Here is a 20714-nt window from a genome sequence, read left to right as displayed (position 1 = left end):
CGCTATGGCCAAGCGACTAGACCTAGAGAACGTCGACATCTTCTATGGCGACTTCCACGCGGTGAAGAACGTCAACCTCCATGTGCCGCCGCGATCCGTGACCGCGTTCATCGGGCCCTCCGGATGTGGCAAGTCGACCGTGCTGCGCTCCCTCAACCGCATGCACGAAGAGATCGCCGGTGCCTATGTCAAGGGCTCCATCAAGCTCGACGGCGTGGACATCTACGACAAGAAAATCGACCCCGTCGCCGTCCGCAGGACGATCGGGATGGTCTTTCAACGCCCCAATCCGTTCCCCACGATGTCCATCAAGGAGAACGTGGTCGCGGGCCTCAGGCTCCAGGGCGTCAAGAACAAGAAGATCCTCGATGAGGTCGCCGAGAAGTCACTGCGCGGCGCGAACCTGTGGAACGAGGTGAAGGATCGTCTCGACAAGCCGGGCGGCGGGCTCTCCGGTGGCCAGCAGCAACGTCTGTGCATCGCGCGCGCTATCGCCATCGAGCCCCAGGTGCTGCTGATGGACGAGCCCTGCTCCGCGCTCGACCCGATCTCGACGCTGGCGGTGGAAGATCTCATTTCCGAACTCAAGAACGAGTTCACCATCGTGATCGTGACCCACAACATGCAGCAGGCCGCTCGAGTGTCCGACCAGACCGCGTTCTTCTCCCTTGAAGCCACCGGCATGCCGGGCCAGCTGGTCGAGGTCAACTCGACCGAGAAGATCTTCTCCAACCCGGACAACAAGCAGACTGAGGACTACGTCTCGGGCCGCTTCGGCTGACCCGTCGCGTCAGTACTAGTCGGCGGGGTCGTCTCCATTGGCGGTCTTGTGCCGTGCGATGCGCTCTGTAAATGTCCGGTCCGTTTCATTGAACCGACGCACCAATTCCTCGCTCGAGGGGGAGGTCTTCTCGGGGTCGTCCTCGGGGACGGTGGCGTACTCGCCGGTGGCCAGGAAGATCACGCGCTGGGCGACCTCCACGGCGTGGTCGGCGAACCGCTCGTAGTAGCGGCCCAGAAGAGTGACGTCGACCGCACAGGCGACCCCCCACTTCCATTCCCGGACAGTGAGCAGGGTGAAGAGGTGACGCCTCAGTTCGTCGACGGCGTCATCCTGTTGTGCCAGCGTGGCCGCCTGCTCGGCGTCGCGGTTGAGGAGGACCTCCGTGGCGGAGCGGCCGAGCGAGACCGCTACCCGGCCCATTTCCGCGAGGTAGCCGTTGACCGGTTCGGGCAGGACCGGCTCGGGATGGCGCCGGCGGACGATTTTGGCGACATGGCCGGCGAGGGCTCCCATACGGACGAGGTCCTGCACGAGTTGGATCGAGGTGACAACTTGCCGGAGATCACGCGCGACGGGAGCTTGAAGGGCGAGGAGCGCGAAGCCCCGTTCTTCATTCGCGGTCGCGAGCCGGGACATCTCCGTCGAAGACTCCAGGACCTTCTCCGCAGCGACGAGGTCGACCTGGAGCAGGGCGTGGGTCGCGAGCTCCATGTCGTCGGTCGCGAGGGAGCACATCCGGGCCATCGATGTGGCCAGGTCCGCGAGTTCTTCGGAGTAGACGAGACGCATACGGCCAGGATACGCGCATGTCAGCACCGTGATCGCCGTCGCGGTGAACGGCCGGTGAACACCCGGCCCCGCTGTCCTGACTGGTCGGGATGAACTAGAGCGGGCTGACTTGTGCCGGGCTCAACCTCCGGATTTCTCAGCCGCCGGAGTTCTCGGCGTCCGCGCCCTCGAGCGCGGTCGCGTCGTCTTCCGGGTCGTCGAGCCAACCCTCGGGCAGTAACACCTTGGAGGGGGACCCCTGACGGCCACGGGGGCCGTGGCCGTCCGCCGGGAAGGGCTCGTCCGCGGGGAGGTCGGCGAGCATCGCGGCGAGGTCATCCAGGGTGCGGACGGCGGACAGTCCGACCCGCTTCTGGGACCCGGCCGGGAATCCACGGAGATACCAGGCGACGTGCTTTCGGATGTCGCGCATCCCTTTGTCCTCGCCGTGGTGCTGTGTCAGCAGTTCGCCGTGGCGGTACATGACGCGCGTAACCTCACCCAGAGTGGGCGGGGTGGGGGCCTCGCGACCGTCGAGCCTTGCGGCGAGTTCGGAGAACAGCCACGGCCGCCCCAGGCAGCCGCGGCCGATCACCACTCCCGCGCAGCCGGTCTGCTCGCGCATCCGCACGGCGTCCTCGGCGGAGAAGATGTCGCCGTTGCCGAGGACGGGGACATCTGAGATCGCCCCAATGTGGTCCACCAGGCGGGAGATCTCTGACCAGTCGGCCTTGCCCGAGTACCGCTGAGCCGCGGTCCGGGCGTGTAGCGCGACGGCACGGGCCCCCTCCTCGACGGCGATACGGCCTGCATCGAGATGGGTGTGGTGGGCGTCGTCGATGCCCACGCGCATCTTCACGGTCACCGGGATGTCCGTGCCCTCGGTGGCGCGGACCGCCGCCGCGACGATCGAACGGAACAGTCGGCGCTTGTACGGGATCGCGGACCCGCCGCCGCGCCTGGTGACCTTGGGGACAGGGCATCCGAAGTTGATGTCGATGTGGTCGGCGAGGTCCTCGTCGACGATCATCTTGGCCGCCGCGTACGTGTACTCGGCGTCGACCGTGTACAGCTGCAGGCTGCGCGGTGACTCGTCCGGCGCGAAGGTGGCCATGTGCAACGTCGCGGGCTGGCGTTCCACCAGTGCCCGGGCGGTGACCATCTCGCAAACGTAGAGGCCCGACACCGATCCCTGCTGCTCCCGCTCGATCTCACGGCACAGTGTGCGGAACGCGACGTTGGTGACCCCGGCCATCGGCGCCAGGACGACGGGGGACGCGAGCTCCAGGGGGCCGATGCGTAGCGCGGGGGCCGCGGCGGCGGTGGGTGCGGACATGCTCCGATTGTCCCAATGGGACGCGGGCAGGTCCAATGACCCGGCATCGGGGGCCGAACGGAACAGGTCGGCGGGCCGACGGGCCCCGCATCTCGGTGCGGGAAGTGGTGCCCCCAGCCGGGCTCGAACCGGCGACCTGCGGATTAAAAGTCCGTAGCTCTAACCAACTGAGCTATAGGGGCGAAGAACACGGTAGCACCGTCCGTGATCTGTTCCAACGAGAGGCAGCCGCATGACACCCGGCCCGCTCGACCACACACCCACCATCGAGCAGGCAGTGAATAACACCAATGGGATATAACAACCCGGCAACACGACACCCCCGGCTGCGTGATGTGAGCGACAGTAACGCCATGCCCATCACACACCTTGACGAATACGAGTTGTGGCAAGCCGCAAGACGATTGGCACACAACACCATCAGCGAACGGCGCCGCGTACTCACGCAGTTCTTCCGCGAAACAAGCGTCCAGCCCGCGCACGCTGACCCGCTCATCATCACCCGCTGGATAGCAGAACACGACACCTGGGCCGACTCCACAATCGCCAACTACGTCGGATACCTCAACGCCTGGTTCAAGTGGTTACAGGCACACGATCACCGGGCCGACAACCCGATGGTGAAAGTGGGAACACCCAAAGCCCCGACACGGCTCCCGCGCCCCCTCTCCGGCAGGGACGTACAGAAACTCTTGTCAGCCCCCACCCGCATGTCCACCCACGCCATGATCCTGCTCGCCGCACTACAGGGGTTGCGGGTCCATGAGATCGCCAAAATCCGCACCGAGGACATCGACCTGGACCGCCAAACCCTACGAGTCAAAGGCAAAGGCAAGAAGCCGGCAGAACTACCGCTGCATCCGATTGTGGGGGAGTGGTCGCGGCGGATGCCTGACCGGGGCTGGTGGTTCCCGTCCCGCCACTACCCGTCCGAACACGTCCAAGCCAAGTCGGTGTCTCGCACCATCTCGGATCAGATGCGCCGTACCGGGGTGACAGGTACCCCGCACCAGTTGCGTCACTTCTTCGCCACGCAACTCCTCGCGGATGGCGCCGACATCTACACAGTCAGAGACTTGCTGCGGCATCAGAATGTTGCGACGACCGCTATTTATGCGCAGTTACCCGATGAGGTGCGTCGTGACGCTATTGACCGCCTCGACCCGTGGCAATCCGTCCCGCGGCTACACGGCGCCGCGTAACCGTCCCGAGCTTGACCACCACGAAAGGTAAAACCCATGCGCACCATCCTCGCCATCACCACGATCGCCCTCGCGGCACTGGCCGGCTGTTCCAGCGACCCTAACAGTGACAGCCGCATCAACGGCATGGACCGCAACAAGGCCGCGGTGCTCTGTCAGAAGCATCTCGCCGGCATCTCGCCCGGTACGTCGATCGGCGACTTCTCCACCGTCGGCGCGGACGGGTTGCGGAAGATCAACGCTGACGGGGTCGACCACTGGCAAGTGAACGGCGAACTCAACGGCCGGACCTACCAGTGCCGTGTCACCCCGATCGGCGAGGACGATGCTGAAGTCGAAGGCGCATTCACGATGTGACGCCCTGAAATGCGAAACGCCGCCCCCGTCCTCAAGTGAGGCGGGGGCGGCTATTTCGTACAATTGAGGCGGTCCAGCCTCACAGGTCGGCGCTGATCTCCGGTGGGGGGGCTTCGATCTCGTCCGGCTCGACATGCCGCTGCAACTGGTGAACAACCCTGCGGATATAGGCGATAGCGATCCGGTACTTACTCATAAACGAGTCCAGCTCCGACCGGATCTCCGCCACCTCTGTCGTCAGCGCGTTGATCTTCTGGTCCCGTTCAGCGAACCTGTCCTCGGTCCATTCCCGCCACTCCCGCGAGAACGCCTCCCAGTCCGCGGTTCGGGCCTGCGTGGCTGCCGCCTCGTTCGCTTCCTCCCCAGTCTTGCGGGAAAACCGTGCAGTCACCCACGTACCGATCAGCAGGAACAGGCTTCCCAACACGGTTTGCCACCACGTCATCATTCATCCCATCGGTATTTCGGTGGGCCTACAGTGTCAGCGAGCGCGGCGATGATGATCGTCAGTCCGGCCACGTTCAGCATCAGTGCCCCGGTCACCCAACCCCGGTGCGCATCCCCGAACAAGGTGGAAGTGACGTAGGAGATGCCCCAGATGGCCCACATCATCGACACGAACGCGAGCGCATACCTAGCGACGATGCGGTGCCACACCCCGGCGAACACGGTGATGCCGGCGGCGATCCACACAATGGCCCACACGTGCAGTGGGACGATGGTGTCGATGAAGTGGGTGAGCCCGCCGGTGTTGGGTCTCTCAATGTATGCCGCGCCCCTGGCTATCGCCCCCGTGGAGACAATAGTGAGGGCCGCTATCCGCAGTTTGGGGTGTAATGGCTCGAGTGCCCGCACGGGTCAGTCCTCGGCGCGGTGTTTGCCGGTGTACGCCTCTGGCTCCACACCTACGTTCGCCGCAGCCAAGCTCGAGGATGAGACTCCGAGGACAGCGGCGGCGAGCGCCACCCACATCGGTGCCTGGTCCGGCCCGAGGATCCCGTACGCGGCCAGAAGGGGCAGTGCTGCGATGACGATGCCGTACGCCCAACGGCGCTGCGTTTCAGTGAGATTCATGGTCACTTCTCCATCAGTTTGTCGAGGTCGGCGCGGATCTCCGCGATGGCGTCGACCAGGGTCAGGTTCTCGCCCTTCTCGGTTTTTCCGAGCTGCGGCCAGCCCTTACCGCCCGGGCCGCGCAACTGGTCCCATATCTCCTGGAGCATCCTGTGCTGGTCGGTGTTCAACTCGTCCTCCTTGGTTGGTGGCGCCGGGGATGGTGCCGGGTTTAGCGCTTCGGTCACGTAACGGAGGAACACATCCATCGGAAACCCCTTGCCGGGATCCCGGTGATCGGATTCTCCGAACGCGTCCGAAATGTCGGCGTGGGTGCAGAACCCCTTCGCTTTACGCGCCCGCATCTCCGCGATCGATAGGTGTCGTGGCTGATGTCCGTACAGGCGGCACCACTCGGCACAAATGCGGGCAGCCTCACGCAACTGGGTGTCGTAGGCCAGCCACGTCTCTCTGCTGTCTCGGGCATAGGCCAGAAACGAGAGGTGGAACCCGAGCCTGTCCCCCGTGTGGAGGCTCGCGCATGGGGTGTAGTTGTCATCGTTGGCGCGAAGGCTTTTGCCGTCTGCGGACACGAGCACGGTGTAAGAGCCGGTGCCGCTCGTCTGCTGGTATTGCGCCCTGTTCCGGAGTGCCCGCTCGCCGGATTCGCGGGGACATTCGTAGGTGTGTATGGCGATGAGCGGGACGGTGTTGGGGTCTCGCCAGCCGCGGTCAACGGTTGTGAGTTGTGTGTAGGTGGTTGATGGTTGCGCCATGCGCGGCTCCTTCTTTGGTGGGGTGCCCGGCCATCGGGCGCCGGCGAGCATCGCCATCGGGTCGAGGCGGTCCGGGCCGGGCGGGGACCACACATAGCGGTGCCACTCGAGGTGTAGATGCGGTGCGACTCCGCCGTTTGTGCGGGAGTCTGGGTTGATGCGGGCGATACGCTGCCCCTCGGTCACGGACTGGCCGACACGCACCTCGGGGATGACGTGCCCGTACACGGTGAGCCCACCGCCGTTGGATGCGGGATGATCGACATTGACCCACTGCCCGAACCCGGACGCGGGCCCGGATGCGGTTACGGTGCCGTCCTTGACCGCGTAGACGGGATGGCCTCCAGAGCCGCCGCCGCGGCCGAAGTCGGTGCCGTAGTGGAATGTTCCCCACCTGGGGCCGAAGCCGGAGGTGACGTAGAACCCGTTATCTACGGGCATGGTTGGCATGGGGACTCCTTCAGGGATGTCGTGGCTACAGTTCGTCCACGAACACGAGATAGACCAAGATGCCCATAGCTCCGACAATGAGTCCGAGAATGAACATGAGCACCGCAATCACCAGCCGAGCGTGTTCCGGGCAGCATCGAGGTAGATGGAGGCGACTGCCCATCCCATGCGGATCGCCCACACGATGTGCCCGATCACTGGTTGCGCACTTTCCACGCCACCGAATCCGCGAGTCGGTGCGCGAGGGGGCGACGGTCGCCGTCGCCACTGTCGAACGGTTCGGTGTAACCGCGGGTGTGCCTGCCGGTCGTCAAGTAGCCCTCGGCTTCACGGATAGAGCGTTCGATACGCGGACCAAGACCGAACAGCCATTCGTGGATCGGTAGCCCCAGGAACGGGATCAGTTGTAAGCGTCCGCGGTGGGCCTTGTCCACGAAAGTGGCGAGCATCTGACCGGGAACCGCATCCGCCACCGCCGGCAGATAGCGCAGGAGGGAGTCGCGGGCGCAGCGGGGGATTGGGTCGCCAGGTGCTGCCACCCAGTAGGTGCGGTCTCGCAGTGGCCCGAAATCGGAGCCCATGATGCCGTGGCCGGACGGGTTCGGTACCCCGTACTGCTGGCGACTAGCGGGCTGCCACGCATCCGCCATGAGCGCTACTGCTGCGATCCTGTTGTGGAACTCGGGATGCTTCTCCAGGAACTCACGCACCGGGCGACATCCAGCCGAATACCCGATGAGGATGATGTCGTTGTCGGTGGCGCGCACTTGCGCGGCGATACTGTTGACGGCCCGCCTAGATGCTTCGGGCCACGACAGACTGCCGCCGACCCCCATCAACGACGCGGCCCAGGGCACCCACTTAGCGGTGCATCCCGTCTTCCATCGAAGTCTTTCAACGCACGGGTCCACCACGCCCGAGGTGCGGCCTGCCGATCCGGCCCCGTCGAGAATGAGAGCAGTCAGTGCCATAGCGTGCCTCCTGGGCGCGAGGAAAACCCCCGCGCCCAGGATTAGGCAGCGAGGTAACTGGCGAGAATGTAGGCACCGTGGCGATCAATGTCGCCGCGGGAACGGTCGTAGATCTCGGTCGTACGCGGATCGGCATGGCGGGCCATCGTCTGCACATCCCGCAACGGGATCCCCGAGTCCAACGCGCACGTGATCGCCGCGGCCCGAAGGTCATGCGGCGACACCGACTTGTCGACACCGGCAGCGGCAGCGATCCGGGCCACGACACGGGCCGCCGACCGGCGCGTCATCCGCGTCCCGTCCCGGCGCACCAACAGCGGCCCGCACTGCCGGTCCCCGCGGGCCCGATCCAACCGCCGACCCACCTGCACGGGAACCGGGATGCCGGTGGTGCCGCCCCCCTTACCGGTGACGGTGAGCATCCGATGCCCGCGCTCGAACCGGTCCGCACAATCCACCTCGAGCGAACACGCCTCCGACACCCGCAAGCCGAGGACCCCCATCAACGCCAGCAGCGCCCCATCGGTGGGGGAGGCCTCATCGGCAGCGCGCAGCATGGACGACAGTTCCCCGCGGGTCAGGTGGGTGTACTTGGTGCGGTCCCGGACCACCTTGGGCAGTCGGACACTCTCCGCGGGCGAGGACAGGATCATCCCGTCGGCGGCAAGGACACGGTAGAAGGACCGCAAACTGACAAGCCTGCGATGCACGGTGGCGGCACTGTTGCCGCGTTCTGTCTCGAGCCAGCGGGCGAACAGTTCGAGGTGGGCGCGCTGCACGGTCAGTGGGTCCAGCCCGCCGGAGGCGCACCACGAGCGCCACAGGGCGAGATCGCCAGCGTAGGCGCTGCGGGTGGCGGGGGAGGTGAAGCGGGCGAGGAACCCGTCGACCATGAGATCGAGGGTGTCGAAGGTGGGGGGAACGGGCGCGCCGACGGGGCGCGCAGCGGTATCCTGCTGCACAGGTCATCACTCCAGGGATCATCTGGTTGGTGGCTCAGACCCCCGCATGGTGTTGGTAGCACCTGCGGGGGTCGCTCACTTCTGTGAGCACCTACCACTTAGATATACCTGTCAACCGACCTGACCCGCCACCCCGCCCGTAATCGGTCAGTAGCGGCCGCAATCGACCGTCAGGCGCAAAGTCACGTCGCTATCTCAACAGTGACCATCCGTGCCGACCACGCCACCGGACGGCCAGTCATCCCCTTCACCCGAGGCGCGACAGCCCCAGCGGTGGAGGCCGTGACAAGTGTCGCTGTAGGGGCAATGGCCGGGTCCTCTGTCCGCACGAACCGTGGGGTCACCACGGGGGCTTGCAGCACGACCAAGTTGCCGGTGGCGGGCCACTCCACGACAGCCTTAATATCCCACGCGCCGATCACATGCCCGGTGGCGATCTCTTTACCGATCACCGTCAAGTCCACAGTGGCAGCCTGCCCCCGCGCCAGCGCCCACACCGTCACGGCGGCAACAGGGCCAGACCGCAGAGTGGTCTCGACATCGCTGGTCGTGGTGCCACCGAAGTGGGTAACCGACGTTTGGCAATCGCCGGTGGTGGCGATCCGCTGCGAGGCGAGCGCGTTCTGTGCCGGGTTGCGGCCCATCGCATAGAAGCCCATCGCGGAGGCGTGGTTCGCGCCCGAGACGGTCTGACAATAGTTGCCGTGAACCCAGCCGTAGGCCGCGATGTTTGTGCCGTTCTGGCCGGACATGACGCCCTGGATCGAGTTGTTCGTGTTGAACCCGCCCGAGGTCCACGACAAGTTGCCGGTGGACGTGTTATCCGTGCCAACTACTCCCGCCGCCAGCGCGTTGACGGTGTTGCGACGACCTGTGCTGAACGCGAACGAGGCGTTAGACCCCATCGTGATGTTCGCCCCACCGAAGATGCCGTTATGTCCACCCGATCCGGGTAGCGTCTTGGAGTGGTCCGAGATGATTTTCGAGGACAGGGCACCAGCCGAGTTGTCATACCCGCCCACAACCGAGACGTGCGCGTTGGTGCCGGTCGTCGTGGTGTTCGGAGTTGTGGTGTTGACGTTCGCCCCATCCCCACCAATGACGTTGTTGTACGGCCCGGTGCCCGGTTGCAAAATCACCGAGATTCCCACATCCGAGGCAATGGCGGTGTTGTTCTGGGTGCCACCCACGAGGACGTTCGGCCCCGTCATGGACGACGGCGCGACGATCAGTTTCGAGGTCGCCTGCACCTGCGTCTCATAGGTGGCATTAAGGGCCGCTTGGGTGAGGTGCGGGGCCGCGTTCTGATTCGCCGCGTCGATGAGGTTCTGGCGCAACTGCTCGATCTCGGCCCGGTCCTGCCCGGTGGCGATCGCCGCCTCGAGCGCATCGGTGGCGGCGGTGACAGTGTCCTCCCGCAGCTTCACCATGAGCGACTCCACCCACGACCGCTCCGGCAACGTCTCCGCCAACGCCTCGGTCAGCAACGTCATGTCCTCGGTGACACCGAGCTCGTACACGTCCCGAGACCGGTTCGTCTCCACGAGGAGGATCGCCGGACCGGGCTCGAGGTCGACAGTGATCTCCCCGGCCGCGGTGACGGTGACCGGCACCGGCACCGATGCGACCAGGCGGGCCTGCTCGGCGAGGGACGCCCGCTGGGATGGGGCGCGTACCGTGACGCGGGGCAGTGCCGCCGGGTCGAGGGGGGCCCCGGTGACGTCTTCGATTGTTCCGAACAAGGTGGGCATCAAGACCTCCAGGTCAAGTGGGGGCGGCCGGAGCCGCAGGAGTAGGGGGTCGGCCGTCAGCCGATCTCGGGGCCGTCCGGCACCTCGGGGGCGTTGGCATAGTCGGTGGTGTCGATGTCCCACCGCGACAGGGTGAAGGACGATAACTCGGTGCCGCCGAGTAATTTCTGCTTCGCCAGAGATGCTTGCTTGGTCCACCGGGCGTGGACGGTGTAACCGTCGTCTTCGACGACGAAGGTGTGGGACACGGCCAGCGAACGCCGCTGAGTGCCGTTGAATGCGCCCTTGGCGAAGATAGCCCGTGAGTACGGGGTGCCGTCCGGGGTGCAAACCTCGAGAATGAGACGGGCATCGGTCTCGAGAGTGAGCCCGGTCACCCGCACCTCTGCCCGCCACGTGCCCGGCGCGAGCAGACGCCAGTGGCCGGTCTCGTTCGACCCAGCCGGGCCGAGGACGAGCTCGCAGTTCTTGTGCGGGCCCAGGTAGTCCCGGAACGGGATCTCCAGACCACGCTCGTCTAGCCCGCCGCCACCGCCGGAACCCATCCAGTAGTTCAGGGTCATGTAGGCGGTGCCGTAACCGGAGATGGACTGGAGCAGGTCGAACCGTTCATTGATGGCGATCTGCCCATCCACAAACGCCGGAAAGCTCCCCTCGTATCGCCCGAGGACCATGTCGATCAAGCCGTTGATAACGCCGTTCAACCCGGCCGCGAACGCATCACCGATACCAGCGATACCAGTGAAGATGTGCTCCAAAATATTGCCGGACCCACCCGGCTCCGGCTGCGCCGGCCCAAGATTCACACCCACGACTCAGACACCCTTCGCCGTCCGCGCACGATGCGCATTCAATGCGGCCTCGGCATCGATCAGAATCTGCGCCAACTCCGCCTCCGACTTGCCCGTCAGCACCACATCGGGGGTGGTCACCTCCACCGCGACACGCTCAGCATCCCGCTTGATCCACCGCCCCGTCTCATGCGGCGCCCCCGACCCTCCCAACGCGTCGTACTTCACCTTCGCGTCAACCCCCGGACCGGAACAATCCAGCGAGTCGAACACCCACGCCGCCAACGCGTGCGCCGTCTCCGCAGACACCTTCAAAAAAGGCATGTTGAAAAACAGGAACGCCAACCGGTGAAACTCCGCATCCCGCGGATACGGGAACAACTCGTCCATGACGCGCGCCTGTACTTGTTCAGGCGTCTCCACCGGCTCCGGGTCCGGCTCATCGGCACGCCCCCCGCTCTCACATCCGGTGCCCGGATCGGCCACGTCATCCGCGTCATCCGCGTCAGCCTCGTCCACAGGCTCCGGATCCGGCGCGTCGACAAACTCGTCAGGGTTGACCTCGTCGGGCATCATCGTCTCCTCACATCACAAACGTCTTCACGCGATCCACCGCGTTCTTCACCGACACGATCGACCTGTTCAACACCGCCACCGGATCCTCACGCACCCGCGGATCACCAAGCTCGACCGTCTCCCGCAACCGCTTATCGCCACGCTTCTGGCCAATCACCGTCTTCGACACAAACGTGGCGAACACAATCCCGCGATGAACCACACCCTGCTGATCCCCAGCCCGGTAATCGCGGCCCCACTCGAACGGGGCCCGCCCATCAACCTGGAATCCGACAGAGATCCCGCCCGCCCCCTGCGCGAGCATCTGGAACCCCTGCTGGAACGCACTGAGGGTCCACCCATCACCGGCGCCGACAGCGTCACGGTTCGCGAACCGGCCATGCGCGGCCTTACGTTTGTTGTCCCAGAACGCCTGCCACGCGAACAGTTTGTCCTTCAAACTGTCGCCGACAACTTCACCGAGGAAGATCGCCGCCGCCTGGATCAACGGACCGAACACCGGGATCGCGCCCGCCAGGGCGGCACCGAGACCCATAAACACGGCCTTCGACCCCGACCCGACCAGCTTGTTCAACGCTTCCGGAGAACGGCCACCCACCGTCACATGCCACAGCTCCGACTTGGCGATCGTGAACTCGGAAGTCACCGACGCCATATGCTCCGGACGCCACACCACCCACGCTGGCACCCCAGCCGCCGTCGAACTCGTGTCCGCCAACCCAATCCGGGGCGCATTCGCATCCGTGTCGTACTGCCGGATGATGCCCTTCAACAAGTCGCCGACATGCCCACTGGTCGACGTATCGAACTGGCGCGGCACGACATCGAGAATGATCGTCGGCATCGTCAAGATGGTGTGCTCGGGGAACGGTTGCGGATCGCCCTCCAACCACATATCCAACGTCAGCAGCAGACCTGCAGCGTTCAGGGTTTCCTTGACCGCCTCGAACCCCGAATCGAACCGGTAATCGAGGATCGTCATCGCCGTCGTGGTCGACTGGTTGATCGGGTTGACGATGCACGGCCACTGCGACGCCACCACGTTCTGCCACGCCGACGGCGCCCACAGATCCCAGCCGGTCACCGCGCCCGGCTGGAACTCGCGCATCAGATTGACCAGGAACGACTCCTTGATCGTCCGCAGAGAATCCCCAGCCCGAATGTCGCGGTACTTGAGCTGCGCGATAAGCGGGGCCCCAGGGTCAGCACGGAACGTGATATGCGAGGCATACCGGTGCAGCGACACCGCCTCGATCTTCATGTGCGACCCGCGCCGACGTGACCCCTGCGAATCAGTGATCCGCAAAATCCGGTACACCAGCCGCTGCGGCTTCGGCCCATCCCCAGCAGTCTCGATCAACACCCACAAGGCGTTATGGACCAACTCGGTCCACGTGTCCTCCGGACGCTCCGGATCCAAACCACCAAGCGGAATGATTGTCTCCACCAGCGGATGATCAGCCGGATACGACGCCACAAACGTCGTCTCCTCATTCACCCCCTCCGGGGCCTCCCAATCGATAAACCCGTGCAGGTCATCGATCGGCTCCCCATTCTTATCGAGGAGCTTCATCACAATCCCGCCCGCCGCGAGGGTGGCGTGCCGTTCAGCCGACCAATCGGACATGCTCACCTACCCCACGGGTTGAGGATCTTCGGCTGCATCACAGCGGTGCAGCCCGTGAACGTCCACGCGGCCGACTGGCCGGCAGGGATCGGAACCGGGGCGACCCGGCCCCGCAACAGCCGCCGCAGCACAGTCGCGGGCTGGCCATCAATCGTGACCAGCCCACCGGTGGCCGGATCGGTGTCCCACACCGCCGCCTGCGACGTAGCGGGCAGAGTGAACTGCGGGATGCCCGGGCCGGACACCTTCGCCCCCGACCCCAACCACTCCACGAGCGGGTACCCGTCCAGGTCCCCAAGATTGACGACCTCAGACGGGCCGCTGTACTCCGAGATCGGGCCCAACCACAGCCCGTCCAGGCAGCGGACAGGGAACCCCACCCGCAGCAAGCGTTCCCCCAGACCGGCGGGCGACTTATCCGGAGTAGGGAACAGGCCATCCAGTCGGGCACGGGTCCGCATCAGCACGCCCGCATCCGACCGCCACGTCAACTCCCCATCCTCGAGCTTCGACCACGACCGGCCCACCCGGTCATACAGGCGATGCAATGAATCGCCGGACTCCATGAACAGGGGCGAGACGTTCAGGTCCAGGGTGCCCTTCATCGACCCGAGCACCCACCCGGACGCGGTCTCCCCAGCCTGCGCCGGGGCCGGCTCAAACGTCACATCGGGGTCAGCGACAAAACCGTCCGGCTTCGCCGCCACCACACCCTCACGGCCCTGCCCCTCACCCACATACTCCCAATAGGAACCGTCCGGCCCGGTATAAGTCAGGGTGATCATGCGATACCCCCCACACCGAGACCGAGCGGCGCCGGATCAGCTTCCCCATCAATCGCAATCTCCACGCTGTCGAGCCGCTCATCAATGCGCACAAGGATCTCCTTGAACTCGTCGATGGACAGGGCAGTCTTACCTTCGGGGATCTCGATAGACACCTTCGTGCCCGCCTCGACCGGGGCGGTATCGAGGTCGATGGCCTCGTCCGGCAGGGTGACCGTCGGCGGTTCCGCGAGCTCGACAGCCTGCGGCGCCTCCACTGTCCCCACTGCCTCCGGGGTACTGCCCGGCAACTGAGACCCGATCACACGGCCCTCGTCGTCCAGGATCGGAGGAGCCGACAACAGGGGCGACTCCGCGGTCGCGATCAGCAGGTTCGCGAACGAATCCTTGAACTTGCCGCCCACAATCCCGCCGAACCCGACCTGCGACAGCAGCCAGTCACCCTGCGCGGTGCCGTACTCGCCGCCGTAGTGCTGGAAATACTCCTGCCACGACCCCTGCCGGCCCTGCGTGTCCGACGCCATCGCCCAGTTCAGGTAGCCGTTCACCGCACCCTGAACCATCTGCCCGGTGACGATCGCCGCATCCCGGGCCCGCAACACCGCCTCGGTCAACTGCGAGTTTGATGCAGTCCACTCCTCGAGTCGGGCAGTTTCCCCGGTCTCGAACGCGTGCAACGCCGCATCGGTTGCGGCTTCGATCGCATTCGGGCCCATCGCAGCAATACGCGCCAGATCCGGCAGGATCGGATCCCGACCGAAAATGTCGAACAAGGCATTGGCGACCGGATCGTTGCCGGGCGAAAGTTTCCCGGCCATAACCTGCTCTGCGAGATCGACGTTTGCGCGCGCAACTTCCTCGAGCGAATCATCGAGACGGAACTGCTGCCAGCCCGGGCCAGGCTCGACCACCGGGGTACGGGCCGACCCGATCGGCCACTCACCCTTCGACCAGGCGATCGCCTTCTCGTTCAGGTAGCCGGACACCTTCTCCCACTGCGCGCCGACAGCTTCGGCGACAGTGAGAGCATCCTTCACCTCGCCGGGTAGTGCAGCCCACACCGCAGCGGACACAGCACCCATCCGGGTATCGATCTGGTGCTGCACCCCGCGACGGGTGTCGTCGGCGATCTTCTTCAGATGACTGATCGCGTCCCGACCATCACGGGCCATCAACCGGATCGGATCGAGCAACTCCGCGGTGGAGATGACCAGCGACTTGATGAGTGTCCACTGCGGGTTGGTGAACACCGGCTCCGGCTTACCGGACTCGTTGACCCCGATACCGCCAGAGGGTAGCCAGCCGCCATCGTCGTACCAGTGCGGCGACTGCGCATTCCAGAACGACAACGCCCCGGTCGCGGTACCGTACCGGTCCTGGATGTAGCGGATGCCGTACTCGATCTGCTTCGCCGGATCAGACGTCTTCGGCCCGTACGGGGCCCACGTCGAATCGAGGAACTGGGCAATGCCGTAGGCCGTGGAGGTCGGGTTCTGGGCATTGTTGTTCCACCCGGACTCGCCCGTCCACAGCGTCTTCAGTGCCTCCCACTCGGCTCCGGTCCAGCCGACCTGCTTCGCGGCAGCCTCGCCGAGCGCAAGATTGTCGCCGGCCACACCGGTGAGGTCGATGTTCCCGTACTGCCCGCCACCACCGGCAGGGACCTTCGACAGCACCCAATCCTTGAAGGTGCCGTACACCTTCTCGCCCAGCCCCTTACCGAGACCGCCGATCAGGCCACCACCCTCGGGGATGGCCTTCATGATCGGGTTCATGATCGCGTCCATCGCCGACCGCACCATGCTGCCGATGATCGAACCACCCCCGGCGCTGGAACCGTCTGATCCGCCCTCGAACACGCCGCCACCAAACGGCATCGTCGGCGGGGTGTTCATCGCCCAATGCACGTGATGCTGGTGGTTACCGGCCTGGCCCCAGGTGTAGAACTGCCCGAACGGGCCGACCACCTGCCCGTTCTTGATCGTCCGATTGAAACCGGGGGAGTCATAGATCAACTCCATTGACCCCGGGTAAGTGTCGGCAATATCGTTCGCCAGCGCCAACTGGGCAGGGGTGTTGCCGGACCCATTCGAGAAGTCGCCGGCCATCCCCTGACCATGCAGGTCATTGGAGTTGCGGTAACCGGACGTCATCTGCAGCATCGGGTACTTCTGCTGCACAATCCTGGTCATCGCCGCGACAATCCCGCCGTTGGCGAACGCCAACACGCCACCGTCAGCGAAGGCTGCAGCCTCACGCCCATGCTTGCGGACACGCCCATACTTGGCGTCACGGTTCATCTGATCGACCGCCGCAGCACCACCAACCGCACGGGTCCACTCCGGGCGCATGATCGCCTCACCACCCGACAGGTGGAGACCCTGCCCCGTTGCCGGGTTGATAAACTTATGCACGTCACGTCCCGGCGTGTACCCGGGCAGGACACCACCCGACGCGAACTCGAGCGGCATCGTCTCGAGCTTCTTGTCGTCCATGCCCAGCCAGCCGGCGACCTTGTTCCAGACCGCGACAATGCCCTTGTTGTAGACAGTGTCAATAACGAACCGGATCGGGGCCGCAGTCTTCTCCTTGATCGAATCCCACACGCGACCGATCAGATCCGTGGCGAACTCGAACCCCTTCGCGACAAGATCGACACCCCGCTTGAGACCCTCAAATACGGGATGCACAACATTGTCGGCAACCCACCGGATGCCGTTACCCAAGGCAGTCCACACCGGGTTGATGACGTTGTTCCACACCCACGAAAACGTGTCACCGACCAGCCCCAGGCCGGCCTTCAACGCGTCGAACACGGGCAGGACAATGCTGGCCCACACCCACCGGATACCGGCACCGAGCGCGTTCCACACCGGCTTGATGACGGTGTTCCAGTAAAACGAGAACGCCGCACCGACGAGCTGGAACCCGGTCTTGATCCAGCCGAACACCGGCATCAACACGGCATTCCACAGCCACAATGCGACCGCGGCGAGCGCAGTGAACACGGGCCTGAGGATGGTGTTCCAGATGACCGAGATCGCCGTCGACACGATCAGCCAGTGAGTGCGAATGTAGAGCAGGAAACCGTTGACGAGGAACGCTCCCACAGTCTGCGCCGCGCCCCACAGACCGTCAAAGACCGGCTTGATGAACGCCCACGCGGTAGCGAACGCGTTCTTGACCCACTCCCACCCGGTCAACAGGGCACCGGTGAACGATTCCCAGATCGCCCTACCCGTCTCGGTGGACGTGAAGAACCACGTCAGGCCCGCAACCAGACCAACGATCGCGCCGGTAATCAGTCCGAACATGTTGGCCTTCATCGCCATGTTCAGGCCCTTCATGCCCTGCGTCGACAGCAACGTCACCACATTCCAGATGCGTTGCGCGGCCGTGAACGCCATCAGCCCGGTCCGGGCGATCACCAAACCTGCCGCCATCGACCCGACCACGATCGCCAGTGCCGACAACACATCCTTGTTGCGGCCCACCCAGTCGGCCATATCCCGCAGCGCAGGGACCGCATTGTCCTTGAACCAGGTCATCGCCTCCGAGATCGCCCCGAAGACCCGCTGCGCCACCGGCGCCAACTCCACAGCAAGCATCTGCTTGAACAGTTGCCACTGCTCCGCAAAGTCAGCCGTCTCCTCCGCGACACCCAGGATGGTGTCCGACGACGCGCCCGTAGCCGACACGAAGTCGTCGACCGCCAACTGCCCGGACTTCACCGCGTCAACGAACTGGCCGGCTCCACGAGTGCCGAACATCTTGCCCGCCAAATCCAGCGCCGCGACATCATTGCCCGCATTGGTGAAGTTCTCGATCTCAACGACCGTCTCCCACAGCGCCTTCTTCGGCTCCCTGCCATCCTTGGCGAACGCCACCATCGCCCGAGACATCCCGGCAATCGTCTTGTCCGCGTCCAGGCCCGCCTTATCCAGCGAACCGATCAACGCTGCCGAGTCGGCCATGTCGAACCCGAACTGCCGCAACTGCGGGCCACCCTTGACTGCCGAGTCCGCGAGCTCAGTGATCGACAGACCGGTGGCCTGCGAAATCTGGAACAACTCGTCCATCGCGGCCGGCGCCTCAGAGGCGGAAATCCCGAACCCGGACAGTGCCTGCGACACTGAGTTGATGTCGGCGTCGATGCCCATGTTCGTCAACTGCACGAACTGGCCCGTCAACGTCTCAAGATCCCCGCCCGTCGCACCCAGACGGGTATTTAGGTCAGCCATCGTCGACCCGATCTGCGACAGGCCACCGTCCATCGCGGGCACCGTTTGCGCGACCTTCAACGCCGACTCCTGCAGCCCGGCGAACGCGTCACCAGACGCGCCGGTACCGACACGGATGGTGTCGAACATTTCATCGAACTGCGACCCGAGATCGTACAGTCCCTTACCCACCACCGCGGCCCCGGCGACGATCGCCACCATCGACGCGGCCAACGCCTTGTTCGCAGTATCGAGATCCTTCGACGCCTGCTCGGCCTGCTCGGCTGACAGTGCCGACGCCTTCACCTCACGCGCCTGCTCCTGCGCGTTCTTGGTCACCGCCTCCTGGGACGAGGCGAGATTCTTCTGCGCCCCAGCCAATGCCTTCGACTTGGCCTCAGCATCGGTGGTTGCCTCGCCCTGACGGCGCCGAGCAGTCGCCAACGCCTCCTCAGCGCGGGCCACCTTCACCGGGTCGCCAGACTCAATAGCCTTGTTGAACTGCTCCTGCGCGACACGCACCTTGCCGGTCGCGTCCGCGACACGGTTCTGCGCCTTCTCCGCAGCCTGCGCCGCCCGAGAAACGGCAGTCTCCGACTTGGAGACTGCCGCCTCAAGCTCCTTCGCGATCTGGTCCCCAGCCGCCTTGCCTGCGCCCTTCGTGCCCTTCTCCATACCCTTGGAGAAGTCCTTGAACGACGGCAGGACAGGCACCCAGACGGATGAACTATCGGCCATTACTGGTCACCGCCTTGGGATTGTTGAGGGGGCCGGATCGTGTCCAGCCACGCTTCGACCTGCTCATTCGTCAACTCGCCGCGATCGCCGAGCTTCTTTGACCCGCTACCGGACGTCGACTCGGTCGACCACGGGTAGGTCGTCCACTTCGGCATCTTCGGCTTGGCACGCTTCTGCCACACCAGCCGCTGATCGATCACCTGCAGCAGATAGACGATCATCCACAGCAACGACTCGGTCCACGTCCACACGTGACCGCCGGTCTGTGCCCGATGCAACGCCGAATCCGGCGGCAACCCATTGATGAGCACCACCAGCCGGCGAGCGGTGATCCGGCCATGCCAAAAATCGGCGACCGGATCACCGCCATACACGGCGCTTAGCGCCGCTTCACATTCCTGCGGGTACTCCGCGAGGACGTCCGGGTAGGGTCCGTCTGGTCATTCCACGCACGAAGCGTCTCCATCAGCAGATCGGACGCCGCCTGCAGGGGAGACGGGAACCCGTCGAACATGGCGATGTACTCGTCAGCCTGGTCGTACTTGTCATCGTCGAGAAGCATCTCGATCGCCGCATGATGGAAGTCGGACGGCAGGACATCTCCGTCTTGGAAGTCCTGCTGCAACTGCGCGAACTCGTCACGCCACTCATCTGTGGCGCACTTGGGGTCGAGCACCCAGAACGACTTCTTGTCGTCTACAGGCCACTCGAACCGAGTTTTGGAACCGAGCTCCTCTTTCCGCTTAGCGAGCATCTCGGACAGATTCTGAACCTTGGCCACGATTGGCCTCCTTTAGTGTCGGGCTTGTCGGGCATAGGTAGACCCCGGTCGTGCGTGCCCGACAAGGCGCACGACCGGGGCCGTTTAGGGGACGGGAATTAACCGTCAGGGGGGAGTGAGAGCCAGACCGGTCGAGCGACGCTTGATCGACCAACCCTGCGACGACACCTGTGCGGTGATCGTGCCCTCGAGCTTGATCGTGTCGTCACGGTTGAGGGTGATCGAACCGCGATCCGAGAACACGCCACGCGGAATGAGAATCCGATCGTGACCGGTACCGCCGCCGGTGATGTAGTCGATCCCGAAGAACCGCTCATCCAGGGCGGGGGCGCCACCATCGGTCCACTCGTAGTACGCCGGCGACTCCGGATCAGTGCCAGCCGGGATGAGGGTGAACTGGTCCACCGGGATGCCGTAGAACACCGACACCGTATCGATGGAGCGGGCCATCATCGTGAACCCGAACGTGAACGTCCGAGACTTGATCCACTCCTTGATCTTGCCGCCGGCCTGCCAGACCTCGACATCGCCCTTCTCCTCGTCGAGGCTCTCCTCGATCCCGTCCGTGGACAGGTAGCCGAGGTCAACGAACGGGGTGTCGTAGGCGGTCATCCCCGTCGGCTCATCCGTCCCGGTCGGGGCGACGAACACCGCCCCCTCCTTGGCGAAGTCGATCAGATCGGGGTTGTAGTTCGGTCCGGTCTTGGTGAGGCTAGTAGCCACTGGGTGCCTCCTTAGGCATAAACAAAACCCCCGACCGGACCACCCGGCGGGGGACGAAAAACG

At 64.7% G+C, this 20714-nt stretch carries 20 protein-coding genes and 1 tRNA gene; 3 read left to right on the top strand and 18 right to left on the bottom strand.

Going from position 1 to position 20714, the window contains the following annotated elements:
• Positions 1-4 precede the first annotated feature (4 nt).
• Positions 5-781, top strand: coding sequence for a phosphate ABC transporter ATP-binding protein PstB (gene pstB, locus FQ137_RS14770; protein ID WP_149293394.1), 777 nt, complete (start codon positions 5-7; stop codon positions 779-781).
• 15 nt (positions 782-796) lie between these two features.
• On the opposite strand, the gene phoU is transcribed toward pstB, so the two are convergent.
• The 3 genes from phoU to FQ137_RS14755 form a co-directional block, all read right to left on the bottom strand.
• The gene (phoU, locus tag FQ137_RS14765) at positions 797-1573 is read right to left on the bottom strand and encodes a phosphate signaling complex protein PhoU (protein ID WP_149293393.1); all 777 of its coding nucleotides are present in this window, start codon (positions 1571-1573) and stop codon (positions 797-799) included.
• A 136-nt stretch (positions 1574-1709) separates the two neighbouring features.
• On the bottom strand, positions 1710-2888 hold the full coding sequence (gene dusB / locus FQ137_RS14760) for a tRNA dihydrouridine synthase DusB (RefSeq protein ID WP_149293392.1): 1179 nt from the start codon (positions 2886-2888) through the stop codon (positions 1710-1712).
• Positions 2889-2993: 105 nt separating this feature from the next.
• A tRNA-Lys gene (locus FQ137_RS14755) sits at positions 2994-3070 on the bottom strand.
• A gap of 171 nt (positions 3071-3241) precedes the next feature.
• On the opposite strand from FQ137_RS14755, the gene FQ137_RS14750 reads away from it, so the two are divergent.
• Positions 3242-4090, top strand: a complete 849-nt coding sequence (locus FQ137_RS14750; protein WP_255584398.1) for a tyrosine-type recombinase/integrase — start codon at positions 3242-3244, stop codon at positions 4088-4090.
• Between the two features lie 36 nt (positions 4091-4126).
• Complete coding sequence (locus FQ137_RS14745; protein WP_149293390.1) at positions 4127-4447, top strand: hypothetical protein; 321 nt, start codon at positions 4127-4129, stop codon at positions 4445-4447.
• Between the two features lie 79 nt (positions 4448-4526).
• Here the strand turns inward: FQ137_RS14745 and FQ137_RS14740 are convergent, their stop codons facing one another.
• The 15 genes from FQ137_RS14740 to FQ137_RS14670 all read right to left on the bottom strand — a co-directional run bounded on the left by FQ137_RS14740 (position 4527) and on the right by FQ137_RS14670 (position 20651).
• Positions 4527-4874, bottom strand: a complete 348-nt coding sequence (locus FQ137_RS14740; RefSeq protein WP_149293389.1) for a hypothetical protein — start codon at positions 4872-4874, stop codon at positions 4527-4529.
• Between the two features lie 17 nt (positions 4875-4891).
• On the bottom strand, positions 4892-5302 hold the full coding sequence (locus tag FQ137_RS14735) for a hypothetical protein (RefSeq protein ID WP_149293388.1): 411 nt from the start codon (positions 5300-5302) through the stop codon (positions 4892-4894).
• A 3-nt stretch (positions 5303-5305) separates the two neighbouring features.
• Positions 5306-5521, bottom strand: coding sequence for a hypothetical protein (locus FQ137_RS14730; protein ID WP_149293387.1), 216 nt, complete (start codon positions 5519-5521; stop codon positions 5306-5308).
• Between the two features lie 2 nt (positions 5522-5523).
• Positions 5524-6726: a M23 family metallopeptidase gene (locus tag FQ137_RS14725; protein WP_149293386.1), complete on the bottom strand. Its 1203-nt coding sequence runs from the start codon at positions 6724-6726 to the stop codon at positions 5524-5526.
• A gap of 194 nt (positions 6727-6920) precedes the next feature.
• The gene (locus FQ137_RS14720; protein WP_149293385.1) at positions 6921-7697 is read right to left on the bottom strand and encodes an alpha/beta hydrolase; all 777 of its coding nucleotides are present in this window, start codon (positions 7695-7697) and stop codon (positions 6921-6923) included.
• A gap of 41 nt (positions 7698-7738) precedes the next feature.
• Positions 7739-8659 carry a tyrosine-type recombinase/integrase gene (locus FQ137_RS14715; protein ID WP_149293384.1) on the bottom strand — a complete coding sequence of 307 codons (921 nt, stop codon included), beginning with the start codon at positions 8657-8659 and terminating at the stop codon, positions 7739-7741.
• A gap of 182 nt (positions 8660-8841) precedes the next feature.
• Positions 8842-10410: a hypothetical protein gene (locus tag FQ137_RS15420; protein WP_188065096.1), complete on the bottom strand. Its 1569-nt coding sequence runs from the start codon at positions 10408-10410 to the stop codon at positions 8842-8844.
• Between the two features lie 56 nt (positions 10411-10466).
• On the bottom strand, positions 10467-11222 hold the full coding sequence (locus tag FQ137_RS14705) for a hypothetical protein (protein WP_149293383.1): 756 nt from the start codon (positions 11220-11222) through the stop codon (positions 10467-10469).
• 3 nt (positions 11223-11225) lie between these two features.
• On the bottom strand, positions 11226-11774 hold the full coding sequence (locus FQ137_RS14700; RefSeq protein ID WP_149293382.1) for a hypothetical protein: 549 nt from the start codon (positions 11772-11774) through the stop codon (positions 11226-11228).
• 10 nt (positions 11775-11784) lie between these two features.
• Complete coding sequence (locus tag FQ137_RS15455) at positions 11785-13404, bottom strand: hypothetical protein (protein ID WP_223146523.1); 1620 nt, start codon at positions 13402-13404, stop codon at positions 11785-11787.
• 2 nt (positions 13405-13406) lie between these two features.
• Positions 13407-14189 carry a hypothetical protein gene (locus FQ137_RS14690; protein WP_149293381.1) on the bottom strand — a complete coding sequence of 261 codons (783 nt, stop codon included), beginning with the start codon at positions 14187-14189 and terminating at the stop codon, positions 13407-13409.
• Complete coding sequence (locus FQ137_RS14685) at positions 14186-19147, bottom strand: phage tail tape measure protein (protein WP_149293380.1); 4962 nt, start codon at positions 19145-19147, stop codon at positions 14186-14188. Before FQ137_RS14685 ends, FQ137_RS14690 begins: the two co-directional genes overlap by 4 nt.
• On the bottom strand, positions 19147-19521 hold the full coding sequence (locus tag FQ137_RS14680) for a hypothetical protein (RefSeq protein ID WP_149293379.1): 375 nt from the start codon (positions 19519-19521) through the stop codon (positions 19147-19149). The genes FQ137_RS14685 and FQ137_RS14680 overlap by 1 nt, the downstream gene beginning before the upstream one ends.
• 5 nt (positions 19522-19526) lie before the next feature.
• On the bottom strand, positions 19527-19928 hold the full coding sequence (locus FQ137_RS14675) for a hypothetical protein (RefSeq protein WP_149293378.1): 402 nt from the start codon (positions 19926-19928) through the stop codon (positions 19527-19529).
• A gap of 105 nt (positions 19929-20033) precedes the next feature.
• On the bottom strand, positions 20034-20651 hold the full coding sequence (locus FQ137_RS14670) for a hypothetical protein (RefSeq protein WP_149293377.1): 618 nt from the start codon (positions 20649-20651) through the stop codon (positions 20034-20036).
• Positions 20652-20714 lie beyond the last annotated feature (63 nt).

Origin of the sequence: Dietzia sp. ANT_WB102 (assembly GCF_008369165.1) — a bacterium.
In the GTDB taxonomy this organism is placed as follows: domain Bacteria; phylum Actinomycetota; class Actinomycetes; order Mycobacteriales; family Mycobacteriaceae; genus Dietzia.
This window is presented reverse-complemented; position numbering and strand designations above follow the sequence as displayed.